Below are 20,275 nucleotides of genomic sequence, written 5' to 3' on the forward strand. Positions count from 1 at the left end.
GCCGCTGCACCTCGCGGTTGCAGCGGATCCGGCCTTTTGTGTATCGGTATTTGCCGGCTCACGTGCCCGCTAGCCGCGCGGGGTCTTGCCCGTCAGCTTCTTCCAGCGGGCGGCCAGGCCCCACTTGGTCACGTTGATCATCGCTTCAACCACGATGTTGCCGCTCATCTTCGAAGCGCCCAGTTCACGCTCCACGAAGGTGATGGGCCGCTCCACGATGTTCAGTCCCATCTTGGCAACGCGCCACGCGAGGTCCACCTGGAAGCCGTAACCCACGGAGTCGACCTGGTCCAGGTTGAGCTTCTCCAGCGTGGTGCGGCGGAACGCCCGGTAGCCGCCGGTGACGTCCTTGATCTTGAGGCCAAGCATGATGCGCGCGTACGTGCTGCCGGTCCGGGAAATAGCCTGGCGGTACAGCGGCCAGTTCACCACGCTGCCGCCCTTGACCCAGCGGGAGCCCATGGCAAGGTCTGCGCCCTGGTCCACGGCCTCCAGCAGCGAAGGCAGCTGCTCGGGCTGGTGCGATCCGTCGGCGTCCATCTCGACCAGGACGTCGTATCCGGCGTCGAGTCCCCACTTGAAACCCGCGATGTAGGCGGCGCCCAGCCCCTCTTTGCCCTTGCGGTGCAGGACGTGGACCTGGTTGTCCCCGGCAGCGATGCTGTCCGCCAGCTGTCCGGTACCGTCCGGGCTGTTGTCGTCCACAACGAGGACGTCGGAAGCCGGCACCGCGGCGCGGAGCCGTCCCAGCGTCTTGGGGAGCGACTCCAGCTCGTTGTAGGTGGGGATGATGGTGAGGACACGCACAGGGAGGCCTTTCCTGGATGGGAGCGGTCAGCGCGCGTGGAGCCGGACGGGAACGCCGACTCGCAAAGCGCAACTCCCCATTATACGGGCCACGCCGGGCCCATCTGTCCGCACCGGGGATCCGGCTTCGCCACGGGCGGGTCCATGCGCTACGGGCCAGTTGCTGATGCCGCGTTGGGCGGATGAAGGAACTGTTTTCTGCTGCGCTGTGGACCCGCCCCGGAAGCTCAATGCTACGGACTGGGTGGGGGCTGTCAACAGCCCCCTGACCTGCTTATTCATGTATCGCCGCAGGTCAGGACTGTGTTTGCGCGGTTCCCGCATGCTCATTGTGGCGGGCCTGAGGCGCCATGTTTCGCAGGATTAAGCCGGTTGAACGTTACCCGCGGAGGGCTTCGGCGGAGAACAGCTCCTGCCCGTTCCGCACAGTCTGCAGGCACCGCGGATCCGTGCCCGTGTCCAGCGCGGGCAGCAGCGGGGTACGGGCGCGGGGATCCGTGCTCCAGGACTGGACCCGGTTGTCGGCCACCTGCACCATGAGCTCATCCACCTCCCAGACGGCGAATGTTGCGGGGGCGCCGGGCACCAGCTGGCCGGCCATCGGGTTCTCGTAGCGGGCGGCGCGCCACCCGGCGCGCGTGTGGCCGAGGAAGGCGGCGCGGGCAGAGATCCGCTGGCCGGCGTCGTGGTGCTCAAGGCAGGCCCGCACGCTCGACCAGGGGCGGAGCGGCGTCACCGGGGTATCGCTGCCGAAGCAGATGGGGACCCCCGCTGAATAGAAGGAGGCGAACGGGTTCATGCCCCTGCTGCGGGATCCGAGGCGCTGCTCATACAGCCGTCCCGCCCCGCCCCATGCGGCATCGAAGGCAGGCTGGGCGCTGACCGTCACGGAGTACTTTGCCAGCCGGGCGATGGCGTCGGCGTCGGCCATTTCGACGTGCTCGAAGCGGTGGCCCGCAGCCCGGACGCGCTGCTCCCCCACCTCCGCCGCTGCCTCCTCGAGGGCCTGCAGGGCCGCGTCCAGGCCGGCGTCGCCGATGACATGGAATCCGCCCTGGATACCCAGCACCGAGCACGCCGCCAGGTGTGCGGCAGCCTCGGACACCGACAGGTAGCTGGTGCCGGACTCGCCGGGGGCATCGGCGTAGGGCTCCCGGAGGGACGCGGTGCGGGAACCGATCGATCCGTCAATGTTCAGGTCACCGGCGAATCCGCGGACGCGGACGCCGAGCTCGGCCAGCAGCGCCTCGGCGTCGGCGGGCGTCGTTGTCAGCTGGCCCCAGTACGGCAACACTTCCGGGACCGCCGCGGAGCCTGCCGCGTCATTCCACCCTGCGGCCAGCCGCAGGTCGTCGATGCTGCTGATCTTCGGTGCACCCATCTCGGCCAGGGCCACGTACCCGTTGGCTGCAGCCTCGCCCAGCGCGCGGCGCTGGTATCCCTGCAGCGCAGCGGCCGGCAGCCGCCGGGTGGCCTGCCGGGCGGCGCTGTGCGCCTGGCGCGTGACGTGGCCGCCCGGCGCGTAGCCGTCCAGGTCCGCCAGCCCGGCACTGGCCGCAAGCGACGGCGAGACGAGGGCGGAATGCACGTCCACCCGGGAAAGATAGACCGGACGGCCCGCGGCTGCCCGTTCCAGTTCCCGGGCGTCCGGAAGCGTGGGATCATCCCAGCGCGACTCATCCCAGCCATGCCCCAGCACTGCGCCGTTCCCGCCGGACGCGGCGACGGCGTCCAGCAGCTCGCGGGCCGAGCGCACGCCGCCCAGCTGCAGCGAGTCCAGCGCAATGCCGGTTTCCGTCAGGTGGGCATGGGAATCGACAAACCCCGGGGCCACCAGGGCGCCGCGCAGATCGATGATGTCCATGGAGCTGTCGGCGATCGAGGTGGCCGCCTGCTCCGATCCCACCCACGCGATAGTGCCGCCGTCCACGAGCATGGCGGTGGCGAAGGGATCAGCCGCCGTGTAGACGGAACCGTTGCGGTACAGCGTGACCTTTGACGGTCCGTTTCCTGCCTGCGGACGGACAGGGGCATCGGCCATGGAGGCGCTCCTTGGTGTGTTCAGTACGGGTGTTTGGGCATATGCGGCCTGTGGTGCCGGGCCTCAGTGCGTGGGGGTTCAACCCACCGTGGAATAGGCGACGACGCCCCGCCGGATCAGCTTGATGGCTTCGGCACAGAGCCGGGCCAGGCGGGGGTCCAGCCCGGGGATCTTGGCCAGCTGGTCGAGCAGGTCGATCACCTGCTTGGTCCATCTGACGAAGTCGCCGGCGGCCAGGTCCGTGCCGTTGAGCACTTCCTGCAGGTGCCGGCCGCGGGCCCATTTGTACATGGGCCAGATCAGTCCCAGCTCCGGTTCACCCGTGAGCGGGAGCTTGTTCTGCTCCTCCACGTCCTCCAGCGCAGACCACTCGCGCACCACGATGTCCACGGCTGTTTCGAGCGAGACGCTGGGCATGCGGGGCCGCAGCCCGCGGTCCTCACGCTTTGCCTGGTACACCAGCACGCTGGCGAACGCAGCCACCTCCACGGCGTCGAGGTCATCGAACGCGCCCTGCCGCAGGGCCTGTGAAATCAGCAGGTCCTTTTCGCCGTAGATCCGGCGCAGCCGCTGCCCGTCGGTGCTGATGCGGTGCTGCCCGTCCTCGGCGGCTTCGAGGTAGCCGTACGCGGACAGGACGTCGCACACGCGGTCGAACGTCTTGGCGATGGTATTCGTGCGGCCCTGGATCTGGCGGACCAGGCCGTCGGTTTCCTTGCGCAGCTTCCACCAGCGTTCAGACCAGCGGGCGTGGTCCTCGCGTTCGCTGCAGCCGTGGCAGGGGTGGGCACGCAGGGCGCGCCGCAGGTCGGCGATCTTCTTTTCCTGGTTTTGCAGGGCGGAGCCGAGCCCGAAGTCGTTGTTGCGGCTGCTTCCCCTCGCCGGCGGCCGGTTCTCCCGCAGGGCGTTCCGGACCGACGACGCCAGGTCCCGTCGCGACTTGGGAACTTTGGCGTTGAAGGATTTGGGGATCCGGATCCGGGTCAGCGGCGCGATGGGGCCCTCGAGGTCGTCGACTCCGATGCGGCGCAGCTGGCTTTCCAGCGTCAGCACCGCTGGCCGCGGCTCACGGGAGCTGTGGTCGGAGCTGAGGACCACGGCGAAACCGGGAGCCCTGCCGGCCGGGACGTCCACAACGTCGCCCGGCAGGAGCCGGCTCAGGGAGTCCTCGTTGAGCGATTTGCGCGCCCTGGACTTGCTCCGCGAACTGAAGTTCTCGGCGTCGGACAGTTCCCGCCGCAGCCGCGCGTATTCGGTGAAGTCGCCCAGACGGCATGTCATGGACTTGGCATAGCCTGCCAGGGATTCCTCGCGGCTGCGGACCTGCCGCGCCAAGCCAACCACCGAGCGGTCAGCCTGGAACTGGGCGAAGGAGGACTCCAGGATCTCCCGGGCGCGCGGCCGGCCGAACTGGGCGAGCAGGTTGATGCTCATGTTGTACGTGGGCTGGAAGCTGGAATTGAGCGGATACGTCCGCCGGGAGGCAAGGCCGGCCACCGCGGCCGGATCGGTGCCCGGCTGCCACAGGACCACGGCATGGCCTTCGACGTCGATGCCGCGCCGGCCTGCCCTGCCGGTGAGCTGGGTGTACTCCCCTGCCGTGATGTCCACGTGGGATTCGCCGTTGAACTTGTCCAGTTTCTCCAGCACCACCGAGCGGGCGGGCATGTTGACGCCGAGGGCCAGGGTTTCGGTGGCGAAGACCGCCTTGACCAGGCCGTCGGCAAAAAGCTTTTCGACTACTTCCTTGAAGGTGGGAAGCATGCCCGCGTGATGGGCTGCGATCCCGCGCAGGAGGCCGTCGCGCCAGGTCCAGAAGCCCAGCACTTCAAGGTCGTCGGACGGAATGTCCTGGCCGGCCTCGTCCACGCGCTGGGCGATGATCCGCTGCTCCCGTTCTGTGGTGAGCCACAGCCCGGAAGCCACGCACTGCGCGACGGCGGCGTCACAGCCGGCCCGCGAGAAGATGAAGGTGATCGCCGGCAGCAGGTCCTGCCGGTCCAGGCTGGCAATGACCTGTGGCCGGCTGGCCCGCCGCACCGCGGTCCGGGTCTCCTGCTGGGGCCGGTCGCCATAGCGCTGGCGCTGCTGCCGCCGCTGGCTGCGGCCGCCGTGGCCGAACCGGCCCTGGAAGTTGAGCTGGCTCTCGGCCCTGGAAAGGGTCAGCAGTTCCGGGTTGACCTCGAAGCCGCGCTGGCCGGCGTCGTTGGCCGAAGGCGCCGAAGGCAGGGCGGCAGCCGCGGCCGGGTTGCCGGCCGGGGCGATTTCATCGAAGGTGGTCTCGCCCGCGAAAAGATCCACGATGTCCCGGCCCACCATGACGTGCTGCCAGAGCGGAACAGGCCGGTGTTCGGAGACGATGACGTCGGTGTCCCCGCGGACGGTGTCCAGCCAGGCGCCGAACTCCTCTGCGTTGGAGACGGTGGCGCTCAGGGAAGCGACCTGCACCTCGCTGGGCAGGTGGATGATGACTTCCTCCCAGACTGCCCCGCGGAAGCGGTCGGCCAGGTAGTGGACCTCGTCCATGACCACAAAGCCCAGGTCGAAGAGGGTGTCGGAGTCGGCGTACAGCATGTTCCGGAGTACCTCGGTGGTCATGACCACCACGGGTGCGTCGCCGTTGATGCTGGTGTCGCCGGTCAGCAGTCCGACGTTCGCCTCGCCGTATTTCTCCGTCAGTTCGGTGAATTTCTGGTTGCTGAGCGCTTTGATGGGCGTGGTGTAGAAGGCCTTCAGTCCGCGCTGGAGCGCAAGGTAGACGGCGAACTCGCCCACGATGGTCTTGCCGGCTCCGGTGGGAGCGGCGACCAGGACCCCGCGGCCCTCCTGGAGTGACTTGCACGCCTGCCGTTGGAAGTCGTCCAGTTCAAAGCTCAGTGTGCGGGCGAACGCGCCCAGGTGGGTTTTGGCTTCCGCGGCCCGTTCGGCGCTGGCTCTGTACCGTTCGGAGGGCGACGGGGTGGTGGTGGACATGCCTCAAGCCTAGCGTCGGGCGGCTAGAGATTCTTCAGCTCACTGCTCGGCGTCGCGATATCGGCTGTGGCCTCGGTCTCAGCAACGCGCTTTTCTGCCCGGCGGGCGCGGCGGCGGTCATTGAGGACACACAGGCCGATGGCCAGGAAGAACAGCAGGAGCATGGGGCCGGCAAGGTAGAACATGCTCATCGCGTCGCCGCCGGGGGCAGCCATGGCCGCGAAGAGGCAGACGAGGAACACGGTGATGCGCCAGCTCTTGATGAGCTGCTCCCCGCGGAGGAGGCCCGCGAGGTTCAGCCCGACGAGGACAACCGGCAGCAGGAAGGCAATGCCGAAGGCAAGCAGCAGCCGCAGCACGAAGGACAGGTAGACCTGCGCGCTGATGAAGTTGGAACCCCCGGAAGGGGTGAAGTCGGTGAGCACGCGGACGGCATTGGGCAGGACCAGCCACGCCATGGTGACGCCGCCAACGAAGAGCGGCACCGCGGCCGCCACGAAGGACAGCGCCAGTCGGCGTTCCTTCTTGTGCAGGCCTGGCACGATGAACGCCCACAGCTGGTACAGCCACACAGGGCTGGCCAGGATGACGCCCAGGAAGACCGACACCTGGATCATGAGGTCGAAGGAACTGGCCACACCGTCAAAGTTGAGCGACGCCTGCCGGCCCTCGCTTTCGTTGAGGTCCTTGATCGGCTTGATCAGGGCCGCAAGCATGGGCTGGTAGACCAGGAAACCTGCAACGGTGGCAAGCACTACGGCAATGGCGGACTTGAACAGCCTGTTCCTGAGTTCGCGCAGATGGTCAAGCAGAGCCATCCGTCCCTCAGGATTGGAGCGACGACTCATGGTTAGTGCCACGTACTCTTAGGCGCGGTTGGGGGGCGGAACGTCGTTGCCGTCTGCGGGACGGTTATCCGTGGCGGAGGAACGCGGGTGGTTGACGACCGTGCCTTCAACCGGATCCGAGCCGTCCTTGGCTTCGGCAGTGCCGTCCTTCTTCATTTCGCGGACTTCCGACTTGAAAATGCGCATCGACTGGCCGAGGCTCCGGGCCATGCCGGGAAGCTTCGGTGCAGCGAAGAGCACCAAAGCCAGGACGATGATGATGATGAGATGCCAGCCTTCAAGCCTCATGGTGGGTGTTCCTTTCGTTTACATACATCGTACGTTTATCTGAATTCGATGTCGCGCAGCGACTGGGGCTGGCCCCGCTCGGCTTTCCGGCGGATACGGTGCTGGCGACGGGCCTCCCTGCGGGCCTCTTTGGCTGCGTGGTAATCATGGCGCATCTGGTGCGGCGAGGCAAAAGGAGCCATGCCCGGCGCAATTCCCGGGAGCTCCGGATCAGCTGCCGCGTGGACACCCGCCGGCACTGCCGCGGGAACGGGAAGACGCGTGAGTTTTTCCCCCGCTTCGCCGAGCTCCTTGACAGTTGCCATGAACTGACGGAACAGGCGTACGCCCATGACGACGAAGAACAGCAGCGACAGCGACACAAGTGCCACCCAAATAAGGATCCAGGACCACCAAGGCATGCTGAGTAGTCTAGCTGTCGCCGAGGGTAGCCGTTGTACAGGCTAGCCGTTGTACTGGTTAGCTCCTGTACAGCGCCAGGGCCGCGTCGATCCAGTCCCGGGAGGCCTGCGCAAAGACCTCGGGTTCCAGGATCCGTGCCGTTCCGCCGTGCTGGGCCACGAACATGGGCAGCCAGGAGGTGTTGCCGAACCGGATCTCTGCCACCAGCCCGCCGTCCGGAAGGGGCGCCGTCCGCTCTGCGTAGTAGTCGTCCGCGAGCCCGGTGCCGCGGGCGGTGAGGTGCAGGGTGACCAGGGTGTCGTCGTCGTTGGGGGTGAACAGCTTGGCCGGGAACCCGCCGTCGGGCTTTATCCCGGACGAGGCAGGCTTCCCGTTTGGTGCGAGGTCCTCAATCCGGTCCAGCCGGAAATTCCGGAGTCCGGCAGCCGAATGGCAGTAGGCCTCGAAATACCAGGTGTTGTCCAGGGAGTAGAGCCGGAGCGGGTCCACGTCCCGCTCCGACAGGGTGTCCTTCTGCTCGGAAAGGTAAACGAGGTGCAGCTGTGAGCCCGACTCAATCGCGTCGCGGATGATCTCCAGGTTGGCTGAGTTGCTGGGTCCCACCTCGGGCCCGGACAGGGCTGCCGCACGGAGCCCCTCCTCCCCTGCGGCCGCCATCAGCTTGAGCGTCACTGATTCCAGGGCACTGCCCTCGGCCAGTTCCGGCAGGCCGTTGAGGGTCTCGAGTCCGGTGAGCAGCGCACAGGCCTCGTCCACGGTGAAGCGGACCGGCCGGTTCAGCTCCATGGACTGGCTGATGAAAACGTGGCCTTCCTCCCATTGGATGTCCAGCAGCTCGTCCGGGTACCCCTGCGGCAGGCCGGAGCAGATGAGGATCAGCAGGTCGTTTTCCAGCTCCTGGCGGGTCACCCCGAACCGGTCGGCGACCTCCTCGATGGGCAGGCCCTGGTTGCGGACCAGGAACGGGACCAGCTGCAGCATCCGCTTGAGCTGGTCCTCCGAAGTGCGCTTGCGGGTCCGCTTTCCGGCCCCGGCGTGGGCGAAGGAGTAGTCCGGCACCGGGGCGGCGAGGAAGGCTGCGGCATTCGCGAGGCGCCGCTGCACCGCAGCGGACAGCTCCGCGGGGGCCACCACCTTGGCGTGCGGGCCGTAGGACGCCAGCTCCTCGCCCAGCACCTCAGCATCACGGTAGGGAACCGTCAGCCGGTCCCAGCCGGCGTCGGGCGCCCCGTTGGCGTGAGCGTCCAGGGGCGGCTGACCGTCGGCGGTGGCGCGTTTCCGCAGGCCCAGCAGCTTGCCGTTGCGGACGTCCACGACGGCGGTGCTGACGGGAAGTTCCGGCAGGCTGTTCAGTTCCGCACGGGCGTTGAAGCCCGCGGGCGGAGTGAAGGCCTCCCGCTCAAGAATCGTCACGGCGGAGGTGAAGCGCGACAACCGGAAGAAGCGCTTGGCGCCGCGCCCCCGGTCAAAGCCCACGAGGTACCACTGGCCGAACCGGCTGCCCAGTCCCCACGGTTCGACGACGCGCTCCTCTTCCCTGCCCGTGCTGCCGGCCAGATAGCGGAAGCGGACGGCGTGCTGGGCGTGCATGGCGGCCACGAGGTCCTCGAACGCCTGTCCGGCGGGTTTGATGCGGGGCTGCACTCCGGCGGGAAGTTCGACGTCGGCCAGGCCGCCTGCCGCCTGGAGCTTGCGGAGGGCATTGCCCGCCGCTGTTCCCAGGGCCGCCTGCTCCCAGAGTTGGGAAGCCAGCAGCAGGACGGTCCATTCGTCCGGGCTCAGCTCGACCTCCGGCAGGCGGTTGGACTCCTTGCCGATCCGGTACCGGGTGGTGCCGGGATCGTCAGAGCTCCAGCCCAGGTCAGTGACTGTCTCGACGTCGAAGCCGAAGTCGCGAAGGTCGTTCTTGTCGCGTTCAAACATGCGGCCGAAAGCGGCGTCACTGGCCGCGCCACCGGCATAGATCTTCTCCCGCAGCTCACTGCGCCGCAGCCCGTACCGCGAGTTCAGCAGGGCGATCAGGAGGTTCAGCAGGCGTTCAGTACGTTGGGCGGACACCTTCGTTACGTTACTAAAACCGTTCCGGCAAAAATGCGAAAGCGCGGCAACAATCCGGAAAATCCTTCCGATTGTTACCGCGCTTTCGCTGTACGGCGGGTGGGCCCACGCCGGCGAGGGTCCCGGCCCGAGCGTGCGAGGGCGGGGAGCCGGTGGGGTTAGCGGACGGCCACCAGGTCCACGACGAAGATCAGTGCCTCGTTCGGGCCGATGGCTCCGCCGGCGCCGCGCGAGCCGTAGGCGAGCTCCGAGGGGATCTCGAGGCGGCGGCGTCCGCCGACCTTCATGCCGAGCAGGCCCTGGTCCCAGCCCTGGATGACCTGGCCGACGCCGACCCGGAAGTCCAGCGGTGCGCCGCGGCCCCAGGACGCGTCGAACTCTTCGCCGGTGGACCAGGCCACGCCGACGTAGTGCGTGGACACAGTGTCGCCGGCCTTGGCTTCGGGTCCGTCGCCTTCGATGATGTCGGTGATGACGAGTTCCGTGGGGACCGGGCCCTCAGGGAAATCGATCTCCGGCTTTTCACGGTCGAGGTTGCGCTGTCCAAATGACATGGTTGCTCCTTCTGTTTGTGGAAACTTGGGTAGCTCTACTTGGCACCCAGGATGTCGACGACGAACACGAGGTCGCCCTTCGCGTCACCCTGGCCGGCTTCGCCGTAGGCGAGGTCCTTGGGGATGACCAGCAGGACGCGCGAGCCGACCGTCTTGCCGGTCAGGCCCTGGGTCCAGCCCTTGATGACCTGGTTCAGGGCGAACGATGCCGGCTTCTTGCTGTCGAAGCTGGAGTCGAACTTCTTCCCCGTGGCCAGGGCAACACCGACGTAGTTGACGGTCAGGGTGTTCGTGGCCTTGACGACGGCGCCCTTGCCCTTGATCAGGTCCTGGGCGATGAGCTTCTTCGGCGCCGCGACGCCCTTGACGGAGATCTCCGGGACGCCGTCCTTCTCAGTGACGGTCGGCAGTCCGGCCGGCGGCGTCACAGGATCACCTTCCGGCTTCTCCAGGACCTTCGGTGCGTCCTTGGCTGAGATCACCTTGATGATCAGGAGCTGGGTGGGCTGGGCCGCCTGGCCTTCTGCCGCTGCCTTGCCCGGGACGGCGAGGGCGAGCTGGGAACCCACCTTGGCGCCAACAAAGGCGTTGTAGATGAGGGCGTTGCCGGATTTGAGTTCGTCGTTGAGTTCGAGGCCCTCGGGATCCCGGGGGAAGCTGTCGTCGAGCGTGGAGCCGTCCTTGCCGTTGAGGGCCAGGACGGAGATCTCGGCCACCTGGTTCGCCTTGACGCGGTCGCCGGTGCCTTCGGTGACGACCTTGACGGTTGGCTGGGTGACATCGAGGGGCTTGGTGAACTCGACGCCCGGGGCTTTCTTGTCCCCCTTGTCCGTCAGCTTGAGCGAGTCGAACTTGGCGGTCTCACCCGCGGACTGGCTGGTCGGTTCCGGGGCCGCAGGCTCCTGGCCGCCGCAGGCGGTCAGGAGAAGCAGCGCGGGAAGAAGGATTGCTAGTAGTCGGCGCACGTAAGAACTTTCGTCGGGGCAAAATGGATGCCCTGCCGGTGGAGGTGCTGCACACGGCACGGCAGTCAGGACCGCAGAACGGCCTCTTCCAGAGTAACGCGGAAAGCTGGGTATCAGCCCATAGAGTCCAGAAGAGCATCCACCCGCTCGTCCACGTTGCGGAACGGGTCCTTGCACAGGATGGTCTGGTGCGCACGGTCGTTGAGCTTCAGGTGGACCCAGTCCACGGTGTAGTCCCGGCCCAGTTCCTGCGCCTTGCGGACGAAGTCGCCGCGCAGCTTGGCCCGGGTGGTCTGCGGCGGGGCATCCACGGCGTCCTTGATGGCGGTCTCCTCGGTGACCCGGCGGACGGCGCCGCGGGACTGGAGCAGGTAGTACAGGCCGCGGGAACGGGAGATGTCGTGGTACGTGAGGTCCAGCTGCGCGATCCGCGGAGCGTCCAGCCCCAGGCCGTGGCGCCTGCGGTAGCTGTCCATGAGCTTCTTCTTGATCGCCCAGTCGATTTCGGTGTCGATGTTGCTGGAGTCACCGCTCTCGATGGCGCGCAGCGTCCGCCCCCACAGGTCCAGGATCAGCGGGACATGCTGGTTGTGTGCGCCGTTTTCCTCCACGAACGCCGTGACCTTGCTCAGGTACTCCTGCTGGATCTCCAGCGCGGTGAGCTGGCGGCCGTTGGCGAGCCGGACCAGGGCGCGGCCGCTCAGGTCGTGGGAGATCTCCCGGATGCTGCGGATGGGGTTTTCCATCCGCATGTCCCGCATGATCACCCCGGCCTCGATCATCCGCAGGATGAGGTCCACGGTGCCCACCTTGAGCAGCGCAGTGGTCTCGGACATGTTCGAGTCCCCGACGATCACGTGCAGGCGGCGGTAGAACTCGGCGTCGGCATGCGGCTCGTCGCGGGTGTTGATGATTGGCCGGGACCGGGTGGTGGCCGAGGACACGCCCTCCCAGATGTGGTCCGCCCGTTGTGAAAAGGCGTAGGTGGCTCCGTGCGGCGTCTTCAGGATCTTGCCCGCACCGGCAATGAGCTGGCGCGTGACGAGGAACGGGATCAGGATCTCGGCCAGCCGGGTGAACTCGCCGCGCCGCGGAATGAGGTAGTTCTCGTGGCTGCCGTAGGAGTTGCCGGCGGAGTCGGTGTTGTTCTTGAACAGGTAGACGGTGCCGTTGAAGCCCTCGGCCGCGAGCCTGGACTGGGCCTCGTCCACGAGGTCGTCCAGGATGAGCTCGCCCGCCCGGTCGTGGGCGATCAGCTGGGCGAGGTCGTCGCACTCCGCGGTGGCGTATTCAGGGTGTGAGCCGACATCGAGATACAGCCGGGACCCATTGGTGAGGAACACGTTCGAGGACCGGCCCCAGCTGACCACCTTGCGGAAGAGGTAGCGGGCCACTTCCTCCGGTGCGAGGGGCCGGGAGTCCGGGCTCGAATAGGAAATCCCGAATTCGGTTTCAATGCCGAAGATCCTCTTGTCCATGTCAGCTCTCCTCAGCCAGCAGTTCCACAACGTCCTGGTTGGACAACCTGCGGAAAGCCCTCCGCGTCCCCCTGTTGCTTTCCGAACTGCGATCAAGCAGCGCCACTTCCAAGGCCTTCGCCGGCAGGTCCGGTGACTCGTTGTCTGTCGCCAGTCCCCTGACCGCGAGCCGGATCGCGGCCGCGAACGAAAGATCGCGCTGCCAGCCGCCCTCGATCGCCCCGGACACCTTGTCCGCCTGGCCGCCCATCACGATGAAGTTGTGCTCGTCCGCGATCGAGCCGTCGAAGGTGAGGCGGTAGAGGTGGTCGAGATCCTGGCTCGCACCCACCTCAGCGACGACGAGTTCCACCTCAAACGGCTTCTGCTCGGCGGTGAAGACGGCACCCAGGCTCTGCGCATAAACGCTGGCCAGTCCCCTGGCCGTGACGTCCTCACGGTCGTAGGAATAGCCGCGTACGTCGGCGTAGCGGACTCCGGCCTGGCGGAGGCTCTCAAACTCGTTGTACTTCCCGACGGCGGCGAAGGCGATTTTGTCGTAGATCTCACCGATCTTGTGCAGCGAGGGTGACGGGTTCTCCGCCACCAGCGCGATCCCGTCCTCGCAGCTGATCACGATCACCGAGCGGCCGCGGGCGATGCCTTTCCGTGCGAAGTCCGCACGGTCCTTCATCAGCTGCTCGGGGGAGACATAAAACTGCTGTGTCATATCAGGCCTCCCGCCGGGCAGCAGCCCTGGACTCGATGATGTTTCCGGCCGTTGCCGCCAGTTCACGTTCGGCGACCCGGCGGGCACCCGCCCGGTTGACGGCGTACACCACAGGCCACAGCTGCCGCACGGGATCGGGCCCGCCGGTGGCGGAGTCGTCGTCGGCTGCGTCGTAGAGCGACTCCACTGCCACGGCGACCGCTTCGTCCTCCGGCAGGTTGGGCCGCCAAAGTTTCTTCAGCGCGCCGCGGGCGAACATCGATCCGGAGCCGACGGCGTGGTGTTCCTGTTCCTCGTACCGGCCGCCGGTCACGTCGTAGGAGAAGAGCCGGCCGGCCCCGGCGGCGGTATCAAACCCGGCGAACAGCGGGACGACCGCGAGGCCCTGCAGTGCCATGGGCAGGTTGCCGCGGATCATGGCGCCGAGCCGGTTGGCCTTGCCCTCCAGGCTCAGCGAGGTTCCTTCAATTTTTTCATAGTGCTCCAGCTCCACCTGGAACAGGCGGGTCAGATCGATCGCGATGCCGGCCGTGCCGGCGATGCCGACAACAGAGTGCTGGTCCGCGGGAAAGACTTTTTCGATGTGCCGGCTGGCGATGATGTTGCCCATCGTGGCCCGGCGGTCGCCCGCCATGACGATGCCGCCGGCGTAGGTCAGGGCCACGATGGTGGTGGCGTGGGGCACGGCAGGCGCCTGGCCGGAGGCCGTGCCCGTAGCGAGTGGTGCGTATTGGGGAAGCAAATCCGGACGGTCGCGTTGGAGATGCTCAGTGAACGACGATGTCGCGTGGGCGGCTACCTTGTTGGCTGTTGTCTCCTGCACTGGTGCACTCCTTCAACGTGATGATTCGGCGGCTGTCCGGTACCTCTGGTTCCCGTGCCCGGTGCGGGGTGGTGTCCCTGCCGGTCTACTGGCCGCCCTTTTGCACGAATGCCCTGACGAATTCCTCTGCGTTGGACTCCAGGACGCCGTCGATCTCGTCGAGGAGATCGTCAACACCCTGCGTCGACGCAGATGCCTGTCCTTCCGCGGGCGCCGGGGGTGCGGGGACCTCTTCCTCGACCTCGGTGTCGCGTGGCTGCGGCTGCTGCTGCTCCTGGCCTGCCATGTCCTTCTCCTTCATCCAGTCCCCCGTAGCGAAGGGACATCCTGTAAGCCCATATTGCCACGCAAAAGGGCTTTGCGGTGTGCATTATGCCGGTGGCGGAGCCGGCGCCGATCCGAGGAGTTCCGCAAGGAACGGACCAGCCTCGCGGTGCCTGGCAAACAGCCCTCCCGTCAGCGCCTGCGTGCCGCGCAGCGGCTCCCGGGTGGGCACCCGCTGCAGCCTGCCGTAGCCCGGAACATCGAAAATGACCGAGTCCCAGCTGGCCCCCACCACGTCCTTGCTGAAGCTGCTGACGCAGCGTCCGCGGAAGTAGGCCCGGGTGTCCGACGGCGGTTCGGTCACCGCCGCGGCGATGTCGGCGTCGTCGACGATCCGCTGCATCCGGTTCCGGGACAGCAGCCGGTAGTAGAGCCCCTTTTCGGGCCGGAGGTCGGCCCACTGCAGATCGACCAGGCCCAGCCGGGCGTCATCCCACTGGAGACCGTCGCGCTGGCGGTAGCCTTCCAGGATGGACAGCTTGGCCAGCCACTCCACGGACGTGGCGGCGGCTGTCCGGTCACTGTCCAGCTGGGTCAGGGTGGCGGCCCACCGCTCCAGCACAGCATGTGTGTGGCCGTCGCCGTCGACGGCGTCCCCCACTCCGGTGTCCTGGGCGAGCTTGGCGGCGGCCTCGTGGTACATCCACTGCAGGTCCAGGGCAGTCACCCGGCGCCCGTCCAGCAGCCGCACCTTGGTGGTGAGCGAGGTGTCGTGGCTGATGGCCTGCAGCGCGGCCACCGGTTCGTGGACCTCGATCCGCGGCGCCAGTCCGGCCTCAATGAGGCTCAGCACCATGGCGGTGGTGCCGAATTTCAGGTAGTTGGACACCTGGCTCAGGTTGGCGTCGCCGATGATGACGTGCAGGCGCCGGTACTTGTCCGCCGTTGCATGGGGCTCGTCGCGGGTGTTGATGATGGGACGCCGGATGGTGGTCTCGAGTCCCACCTCCGCCTCGAAGAAGTCCGCCCGCTGGCTGATCTGGTAACCGGGCCGGGAACTGTCCTGGCCCAGGCCCACGCGCCCGGAGCCGCAGATGACCTGCCGGGACACGAAGAACGGCGTCAGCCCGCGGACAATGTCGCCGAACGGCACGGACCGCGGCATGAGGTAGTTCTCGTGCGACCCGTAGGACACCGACTTGTTGTCCGTGTTGTTTTTATAGAGGTTGACGGCGGGCAGTTCCGTATCGCCGGCCAGCCTGCGGACCGCCGCCAGGCCCACGAGGTCCCCCGCGGCGTCCCACGCCACTGCCGCCGCCGGGTTGGTGACCTCCGGGCTGGAGTACTCCGGGTGGGCGTGGTCCACGTAGAGCCGTGCCCCGTTGCCGAGGACCATGTTCATCAGCAGCGAGCCTGACTCGTCCTCGCCGTCCAGCTCGAGTTCGTCGCGGCCGTAGGCAAGCGCCACGGCTTCGGCGTCCAGCACGGGCGGCTGGTCCGTCAGCTGGCTCGGGTGGGCCTGGCCGCGTTCGAGTGTCCAGCCGCGGGCGTCATGCAGCGGCTCCTCGTCCGTGTAGTCCCAGCGGGTTTCCGCGCCGCCGGCAGCCCGGAGCCGGGTGACCTGGGCGTAGGCCTGGACCACCCGGGCGGACATCATGGTGGCGTTGGCGCCCGGTGCGGCCGGCGCGTGAATCCCGTATTCGGTTTCGGACCCCATGACCCGCATGGCGCCGCCGGCCGGCAGGCCCCCTCCCAGCACTGAGTCGGAGGCGGCCGTCACAGGTACTGGCCCGTGCTGGGCATGGTCTCGATGGATTTGCCGGGCTCCTGGCCGGCCTTGCCCTGGACGATGGTGCGGATGTACGTGATGCGCTCACCCTTCTTGCCGGAGATGCGTGCCCAGTCGTCCGGGTTGGTGGTGTTGGGCATGTCCTCGTGCTCGCGGAACTCATCGACGACGGCGCGGAGCAGGTGGTCGATCCGCAGGCCCTTCTGCTGGGTGGTCAGGAGGTCCTTGATGGCGTACTTCTTGGCCCGGTCCACGACGTTCTGGACGACGGCACCGGAGTTGAAGTCCTTGAAGTACAGCATTTCGGTGTCGCCGTTGGCGTAGGTGACTTCGAGGTACTCGTTGGACTTCTCGGTGGAGTACATGGCCTCCACCGTCCGCTGGATCATGGCGTCCACCGTCTCCTGCACGTCGCCGTCGTGCTCCTCGAGGTCGTCCACGTGGAACGGCAGGTCCGGAGTGATGTACTTCTTGAAGATGTCCGCGGCGGCCTCGGCGTCGGGACGGTGGATCTTGACCTTCACGTCCAGGCGCCCGGGGCGGAGGATGGCGGGGTCGATCATGTCCTCGCGGTTGGAGGCACCGATGACAATCACGTTGTCCAGCCGCTCCACGCCGTCGATCTCGCTTAGCAGCTGCGGCACGATGGTGGTTTCGACGTCGGAGGAGATGCCCGTGCCGCGGGTGCGGAACAGCGAATCCATCTCGTCGAAGAAAACCACGACGGGGCTGCCGTCCGAGGCCTTTTCGCGGGCCCGGGAGAAGATCAGCCGGATGTGGCGTTCGGTTTCGCCGACGTACTTGTCGAGGAGTTCAGGGCCCTTGATGTTGAGGAAGTAGCTCTTGAGGTCGATGTTGCCCGAGCGTTCCGCGGCGCGCGCTGCCAGGGAGTTGGCCACGGCCTTGGCGATGAGGGTCTTGCCGCAGCCCGGGGGGCCGTAGAGCAGGATGCCCTTGGGCGCCTTGAGGCCGTGTTCGCGGTACAGGTCCGGGTGCAGGAACGGCAGTTCGATGGCGTCCCGGATCTGTTCGATCTGCGGGCCGAGGCCGCCGATGTCCTCATACGTGATGTCCGGGACTTCCTCCAGGACGAGGTTCTCGACCTCGGACCGGGGCACCTTTTCCAGGGCATACCCGGTGCGGGAATCGATGGAGAGGGCGTCGCCCACCCGGAGCTTTTCGTTCAGCAGCGGCCCGGCGAGCCGGATCACGCGCTCTTCGTCGGCGCGGCCCAGCACCAGGGCGCGGTCCGGACCCAGAAGCTCCTTGAGCGTGACGAGTTCGCCGGCGCGTTCGTAGCCCAAACCGGCCACCACCAGGAGGGCCTCATTGAGGAGGACTTCCTGGCCGACCGCCAGCTGGTTGATGTTGACCAGGGGGCTGATGCCAACCCGCATTTTGCGCCCGGCGTTGAAGATGTCCACCGATTCCTCGGTGGCCGCCTGGCCGCTGCCGGCAGGTTGCCGCCGGGGGTTCAGCTGGAGGATGGTGCCGAAGCTGTACGGCGGCTGTCCCTCCTGGTCCAGGGCGTTCTTCAGCCGGAGGATTTCGGCCTTGGCCGTTTCGAGCATCGCCACGAGCTTGGTGTTGTTCTGCGTGGCGGCTGCCAGTTGCCGGTCAATATGCCTCAGCTTGTCCCGAAGGATATTGACCTGCCGGTCAGCGACAGACAGTTCGTTGGCGCCCGCCTGTTCAGCCGGCGTAGGCACGGAGTCATTGTTCTCCATGATGCATCAGCCCCTTCCTGCGCTTCTATTAAGACCATAGCCCCAAGTCGGCGAGGAAAGCTGACGACATCCGAAATACGGACTAGTTTGTGATCTCCGGGTCGTCTTTCACATTGGTGCCCGCGATGGCGTCCCGCGCCGCACGGCGCAGCTTTTTGTCCGAGACCTGGCGTTCGCCCACGGCACCGGGCGTCCAGGCGTTGACGTCCTCCTCGTTGAAGTCGGTCTTGGAGGGGCGCCGCTTGACGGAGATGCCGGTTACGCCGTCGGCCAGCCGCCGCGTGACCAGGAGGAAGCCGGTGTGCGCCACCATCCGGTGGTCGGGGCGCACGGCGAGTCCTTCGAGGTGCCAGCCGCGGACCAGGGATTCCCAGGCGTCCGGTTCGGTGAAGCGGCCGTCGGCGCGGATGGCCTCGGCGGTGCGTGAAAGCTGGGTGACGGTGGCAACGTAATTGATCCACACGCCGCCGGGCGCCAGGACGGTGGCCACGGCGTCGAGGCATTCCCACGGAGCCAGCATGTCCAGCACCACACGGTCGATGGAGCCGGGCTCTTCGGTGCGGACCACTTCGTCCTGGAAGTCGCCGAGGGAGATCTGCCAGGCCGGGTGCGGGCCGCCGAAGATGGTTTCGACGTTGCCGCGGGCAATGGCGGCGAATTCCTCACGGCGTTCGAAGGAGTGCAGGTAGCCCTGGTCCCCCACCGCGCGCAGCAGCGAAATGGAGAGCGCACCCGAACCCACTCCGGCCTCGACCACCCTGGCCCCGGGGAAGATGTCGGCCATCGTGACGATCTGTGCGGCATCCTTCGGGTAGACGACGGCTGCGCCGCGGGGCATGGAGAGGACGAAGTCAGAGAGGAGCGGGCGCAGCGTCTGGTACTGCTGGCCAACATTGTTGACAACAACGGACCCGTCAACCTTGCCGATGATGTCGTCGTGGTTGAGGAAGCCGCGGTGGGTGTGGAAGGCACCGCCGGCCTCGAGGCTGATAGTGTTCATGCGCCCGCGCTCGTCCGTCAGCTGGACCCGCTCGCCTTCGCGGAAGGGCCCGCGGCGCCGGGCAGCCCCCACCGGCTGGCCCGCCGTGCCGGCTGCAGTGCCGGAGGAAAGGCCCGTGCTGGTTGCGTTGGCGGCAGATTCGCTGCTCATGACTGTGTTCCTCGCTCCTGTAAAGGCTGTGTTGGGGTGCGCCCTGGCGGCCGGGCAGGGCGCCGTGCACCTGCTGCCGATTTCACGACCGGCACGTAACTCTACCGGTTTCCGCCGGGCGGGGGCGTGTTTAGCGGGGCGCCTTGCCTGTTATGGCGGTCACGACGGTGGACTGCCGGAGCAGGCCGGTGACCCGCCCATAGTGGTCAACCACCGCGTAGTCGTGTCCTTCAAGCTGGGCCAGGTACTGCAGCAGCTCCTGGCCTTTTGACCATTCGGGCACGTAGGCTCCGGCGCCGAGCGGATAGGCCACCGCTCCGGCCGGGGTGGTTCCGGCCACGGCGGCCGGCACGGCGGCCAGGGCCGCGGGGTCCACCACACTGCTGGGCCGGCCGTCCGGAGCGCACAGCACGACGGCGGGCCGTCCCCCTGCTGATGCCTGGAGGACGTCGCTGACGCTCCCCGCTTCCGGAAGGCCGACGGCGGGTTCGGCCAGCGCTGCGGCGCTCACCAGGTGGAGCCTGGAGCGCAGGCGGCCCTGCTGGATCGACGCTGACGCACCCATCCACAGGAAACCGCCGACCAGGATGGTGATGAGCAGCATGCTGGTGTCCGGGACGTCCCCGCGAAGGATCGGACGGACAAGGAACCAAAACCCCAGGGCAACAACGATGATGCGCCCGCCCCAGCCCGCCGCGACGGTGCCCTTGGCGTGGCTGCCGGTGGCTTTCCACACGGCAGATTCCACCAGGCGGCCGCCGTCCAGGGGCAGCCCGGGCAGCACGTTGAAGATGCCGATCACGAGGTTGGCCCAGAAGAAGATGTTCAGGAGGGTGTCCGCCACGCCGGACAGTCCGCCGGCGGAAATCACCAGCCAGGCCGCCCCGGCGAGCACAAAGTTGGCCGCGGGGCCTGCCATGGCTACCAGCACGGAGCGCCCGGGTGTGGCGGTGAAGCTTTCAAACTGGGTGTGGCCGCCCCAGAGGTTGAGCACGATCTTCTCGCTCGGCCAACCGTAGATCTTGGCCGTCAGGGCGTGCGCGAGCTCATGGACGAGCACTGACAGCAGGAGCAGCAGCGCGTAGGCGAATGCCACGTAGTAGGCCCCGATGCCCAAGGACGGGGTGCCATGCTGCAGGACGGGCCCGTAGACGATCACGGTGAAGGCGGCGATGATGAACCACGAGTAGGCCAGCACGATGGGGATGCCGGCGATCCTGCCGAGCGGGATACCCTCCCTGCGGCTGGCCTGTGGCTGCTGGCCAGCCGGTGGCAGGCCCTGTGCCGGCTGATCTTGGGCCGGCTGACCTTGTGGCTGCTGGCCCGGCGGCTGGGGGTTTGGCATCTGCTGACCGGATCCCGCGGGATCAGACACGTTTCCGGGCTCCTTAGTTGAGGT

The 20,275-nt window shown here is 67.2% G+C and carries 17 protein-coding genes; all 17 read right to left on the reverse strand.

The genetic code is table 11. The features are described from left to right. Positions 1-69: 69 nt before the first annotated feature. Entirely contained in the window at positions 70-807 is a 738-nt protein-coding gene (locus ACFUTU_RS13390; protein WP_377965002.1) for a polyprenol monophosphomannose synthase, read from the reverse strand. Between the two features lie 379 nt (positions 808-1,186). Next, positions 1,187-2,848, reverse strand: a complete 1,662-nt coding sequence (locus ACFUTU_RS13395) for an amidohydrolase (RefSeq protein ID WP_377965004.1) — start codon at positions 2,846-2,848, stop codon at positions 1,187-1,189. A 78-nt stretch (positions 2,849-2,926) separates the two neighbouring features. Beyond that, positions 2,927-5,821, reverse strand: a complete 2,895-nt coding sequence (locus ACFUTU_RS13400; protein WP_377965006.1) for a DEAD/DEAH box helicase — start codon at positions 5,819-5,821, stop codon at positions 2,927-2,929. 23 nt (positions 5,822-5,844) lie between these two features. Then, the gene (tatC, locus tag ACFUTU_RS13405; protein WP_377965008.1) at positions 5,845-6,639 is read right to left on the reverse strand and encodes a twin-arginine translocase subunit TatC; all 795 of its coding nucleotides are present in this window, start codon (positions 6,637-6,639) and stop codon (positions 5,845-5,847) included. A 48-nt stretch (positions 6,640-6,687) separates the two neighbouring features. Continuing rightward, complete coding sequence (gene tatA, locus ACFUTU_RS13410; RefSeq protein ID WP_377965010.1) at positions 6,688-6,957, reverse strand: Sec-independent protein translocase subunit TatA; 270 nt, start codon at positions 6,955-6,957, stop codon at positions 6,688-6,690. Between the two features lie 35 nt (positions 6,958-6,992). After that, on the reverse strand, positions 6,993-7,358 hold the full coding sequence (locus ACFUTU_RS13415; protein ID WP_377965012.1) for a hypothetical protein: 366 nt from the start codon (positions 7,356-7,358) through the stop codon (positions 6,993-6,995). A gap of 58 nt (positions 7,359-7,416) precedes the next feature. Continuing rightward, positions 7,417-9,417, reverse strand: coding sequence for a helix-turn-helix transcriptional regulator (locus ACFUTU_RS13420; protein WP_377965014.1), 2,001 nt, complete (start codon positions 9,415-9,417; stop codon positions 7,417-7,419). 158 nt (positions 9,418-9,575) lie between these two features. Next, entirely contained in the window at positions 9,576-9,971 is a 396-nt protein-coding gene (locus ACFUTU_RS13425; RefSeq protein WP_377965016.1) for an FKBP-type peptidyl-prolyl cis-trans isomerase, read from the reverse strand. Between the two features lie 35 nt (positions 9,972-10,006). Beyond that, positions 10,007-10,936: an FKBP-type peptidyl-prolyl cis-trans isomerase gene (locus ACFUTU_RS13430; protein ID WP_377965018.1), complete on the reverse strand. Its 930-nt coding sequence runs from the start codon at positions 10,934-10,936 to the stop codon at positions 10,007-10,009. A gap of 113 nt (positions 10,937-11,049) precedes the next feature. Then, the gene (gene pafA / locus ACFUTU_RS13435) at positions 11,050-12,414 is read right to left on the reverse strand and encodes a Pup--protein ligase (protein ID WP_377965020.1); all 1,365 of its coding nucleotides are present in this window, start codon (positions 12,412-12,414) and stop codon (positions 11,050-11,052) included. Between the two features lies 1 nt (position 12,415). After that, positions 12,416-13,123 carry a proteasome subunit alpha gene (gene prcA / locus ACFUTU_RS13440; protein WP_377965022.1) on the reverse strand — a complete coding sequence of 236 codons (708 nt, stop codon included), beginning with the start codon at positions 13,121-13,123 and terminating at the stop codon, positions 12,416-12,418. Position 13,124: 1 nt separating this feature from the next. Beyond that, positions 13,125-13,946 carry a proteasome subunit beta gene (gene prcB, locus ACFUTU_RS13445; RefSeq protein WP_377965024.1) on the reverse strand — a complete coding sequence of 274 codons (822 nt, stop codon included), beginning with the start codon at positions 13,944-13,946 and terminating at the stop codon, positions 13,125-13,127. Positions 13,947-14,031: 85 nt separating this feature from the next. Continuing rightward, positions 14,032-14,232: a ubiquitin-like protein Pup gene (locus tag ACFUTU_RS13450; protein ID WP_104138540.1), complete on the reverse strand. Its 201-nt coding sequence runs from the start codon at positions 14,230-14,232 to the stop codon at positions 14,032-14,034. An 84-nt stretch (positions 14,233-14,316) separates the two neighbouring features. Further along, entirely contained in the window at positions 14,317-15,936 is a 1,620-nt protein-coding gene (gene dop / locus ACFUTU_RS13455; RefSeq protein ID WP_377965096.1) for a depupylase/deamidase Dop, read from the reverse strand. Between the two features lie 50 nt (positions 15,937-15,986). Next, positions 15,987-17,726 carry a proteasome ATPase gene (arc, locus tag ACFUTU_RS13460; protein WP_377965026.1) on the reverse strand — a complete coding sequence of 580 codons (1,740 nt, stop codon included), beginning with the start codon at positions 17,724-17,726 and terminating at the stop codon, positions 15,987-15,989. An 82-nt stretch (positions 17,727-17,808) separates the two neighbouring features. Beyond that, positions 17,809-18,876 carry a tRNA (adenine-N1)-methyltransferase gene (locus tag ACFUTU_RS13465; RefSeq protein ID WP_377965028.1) on the reverse strand — a complete coding sequence of 356 codons (1,068 nt, stop codon included), beginning with the start codon at positions 18,874-18,876 and terminating at the stop codon, positions 17,809-17,811. 130 nt (positions 18,877-19,006) lie between these two features. Then, the gene (locus tag ACFUTU_RS13470) at positions 19,007-20,251 is read right to left on the reverse strand and encodes a site-2 protease family protein (RefSeq protein ID WP_377965030.1); all 1,245 of its coding nucleotides are present in this window, start codon (positions 20,249-20,251) and stop codon (positions 19,007-19,009) included. Positions 20,252-20,275: the final 24 nt, after the last annotated feature.

The sequence above is a fragment of the Arthrobacter sp. NPDC057388 genome (assembly GCF_042668165.1).
In the GTDB taxonomy this organism is placed as follows: Bacteria; Actinomycetota; Actinomycetes; order Actinomycetales; family Micrococcaceae; genus Arthrobacter.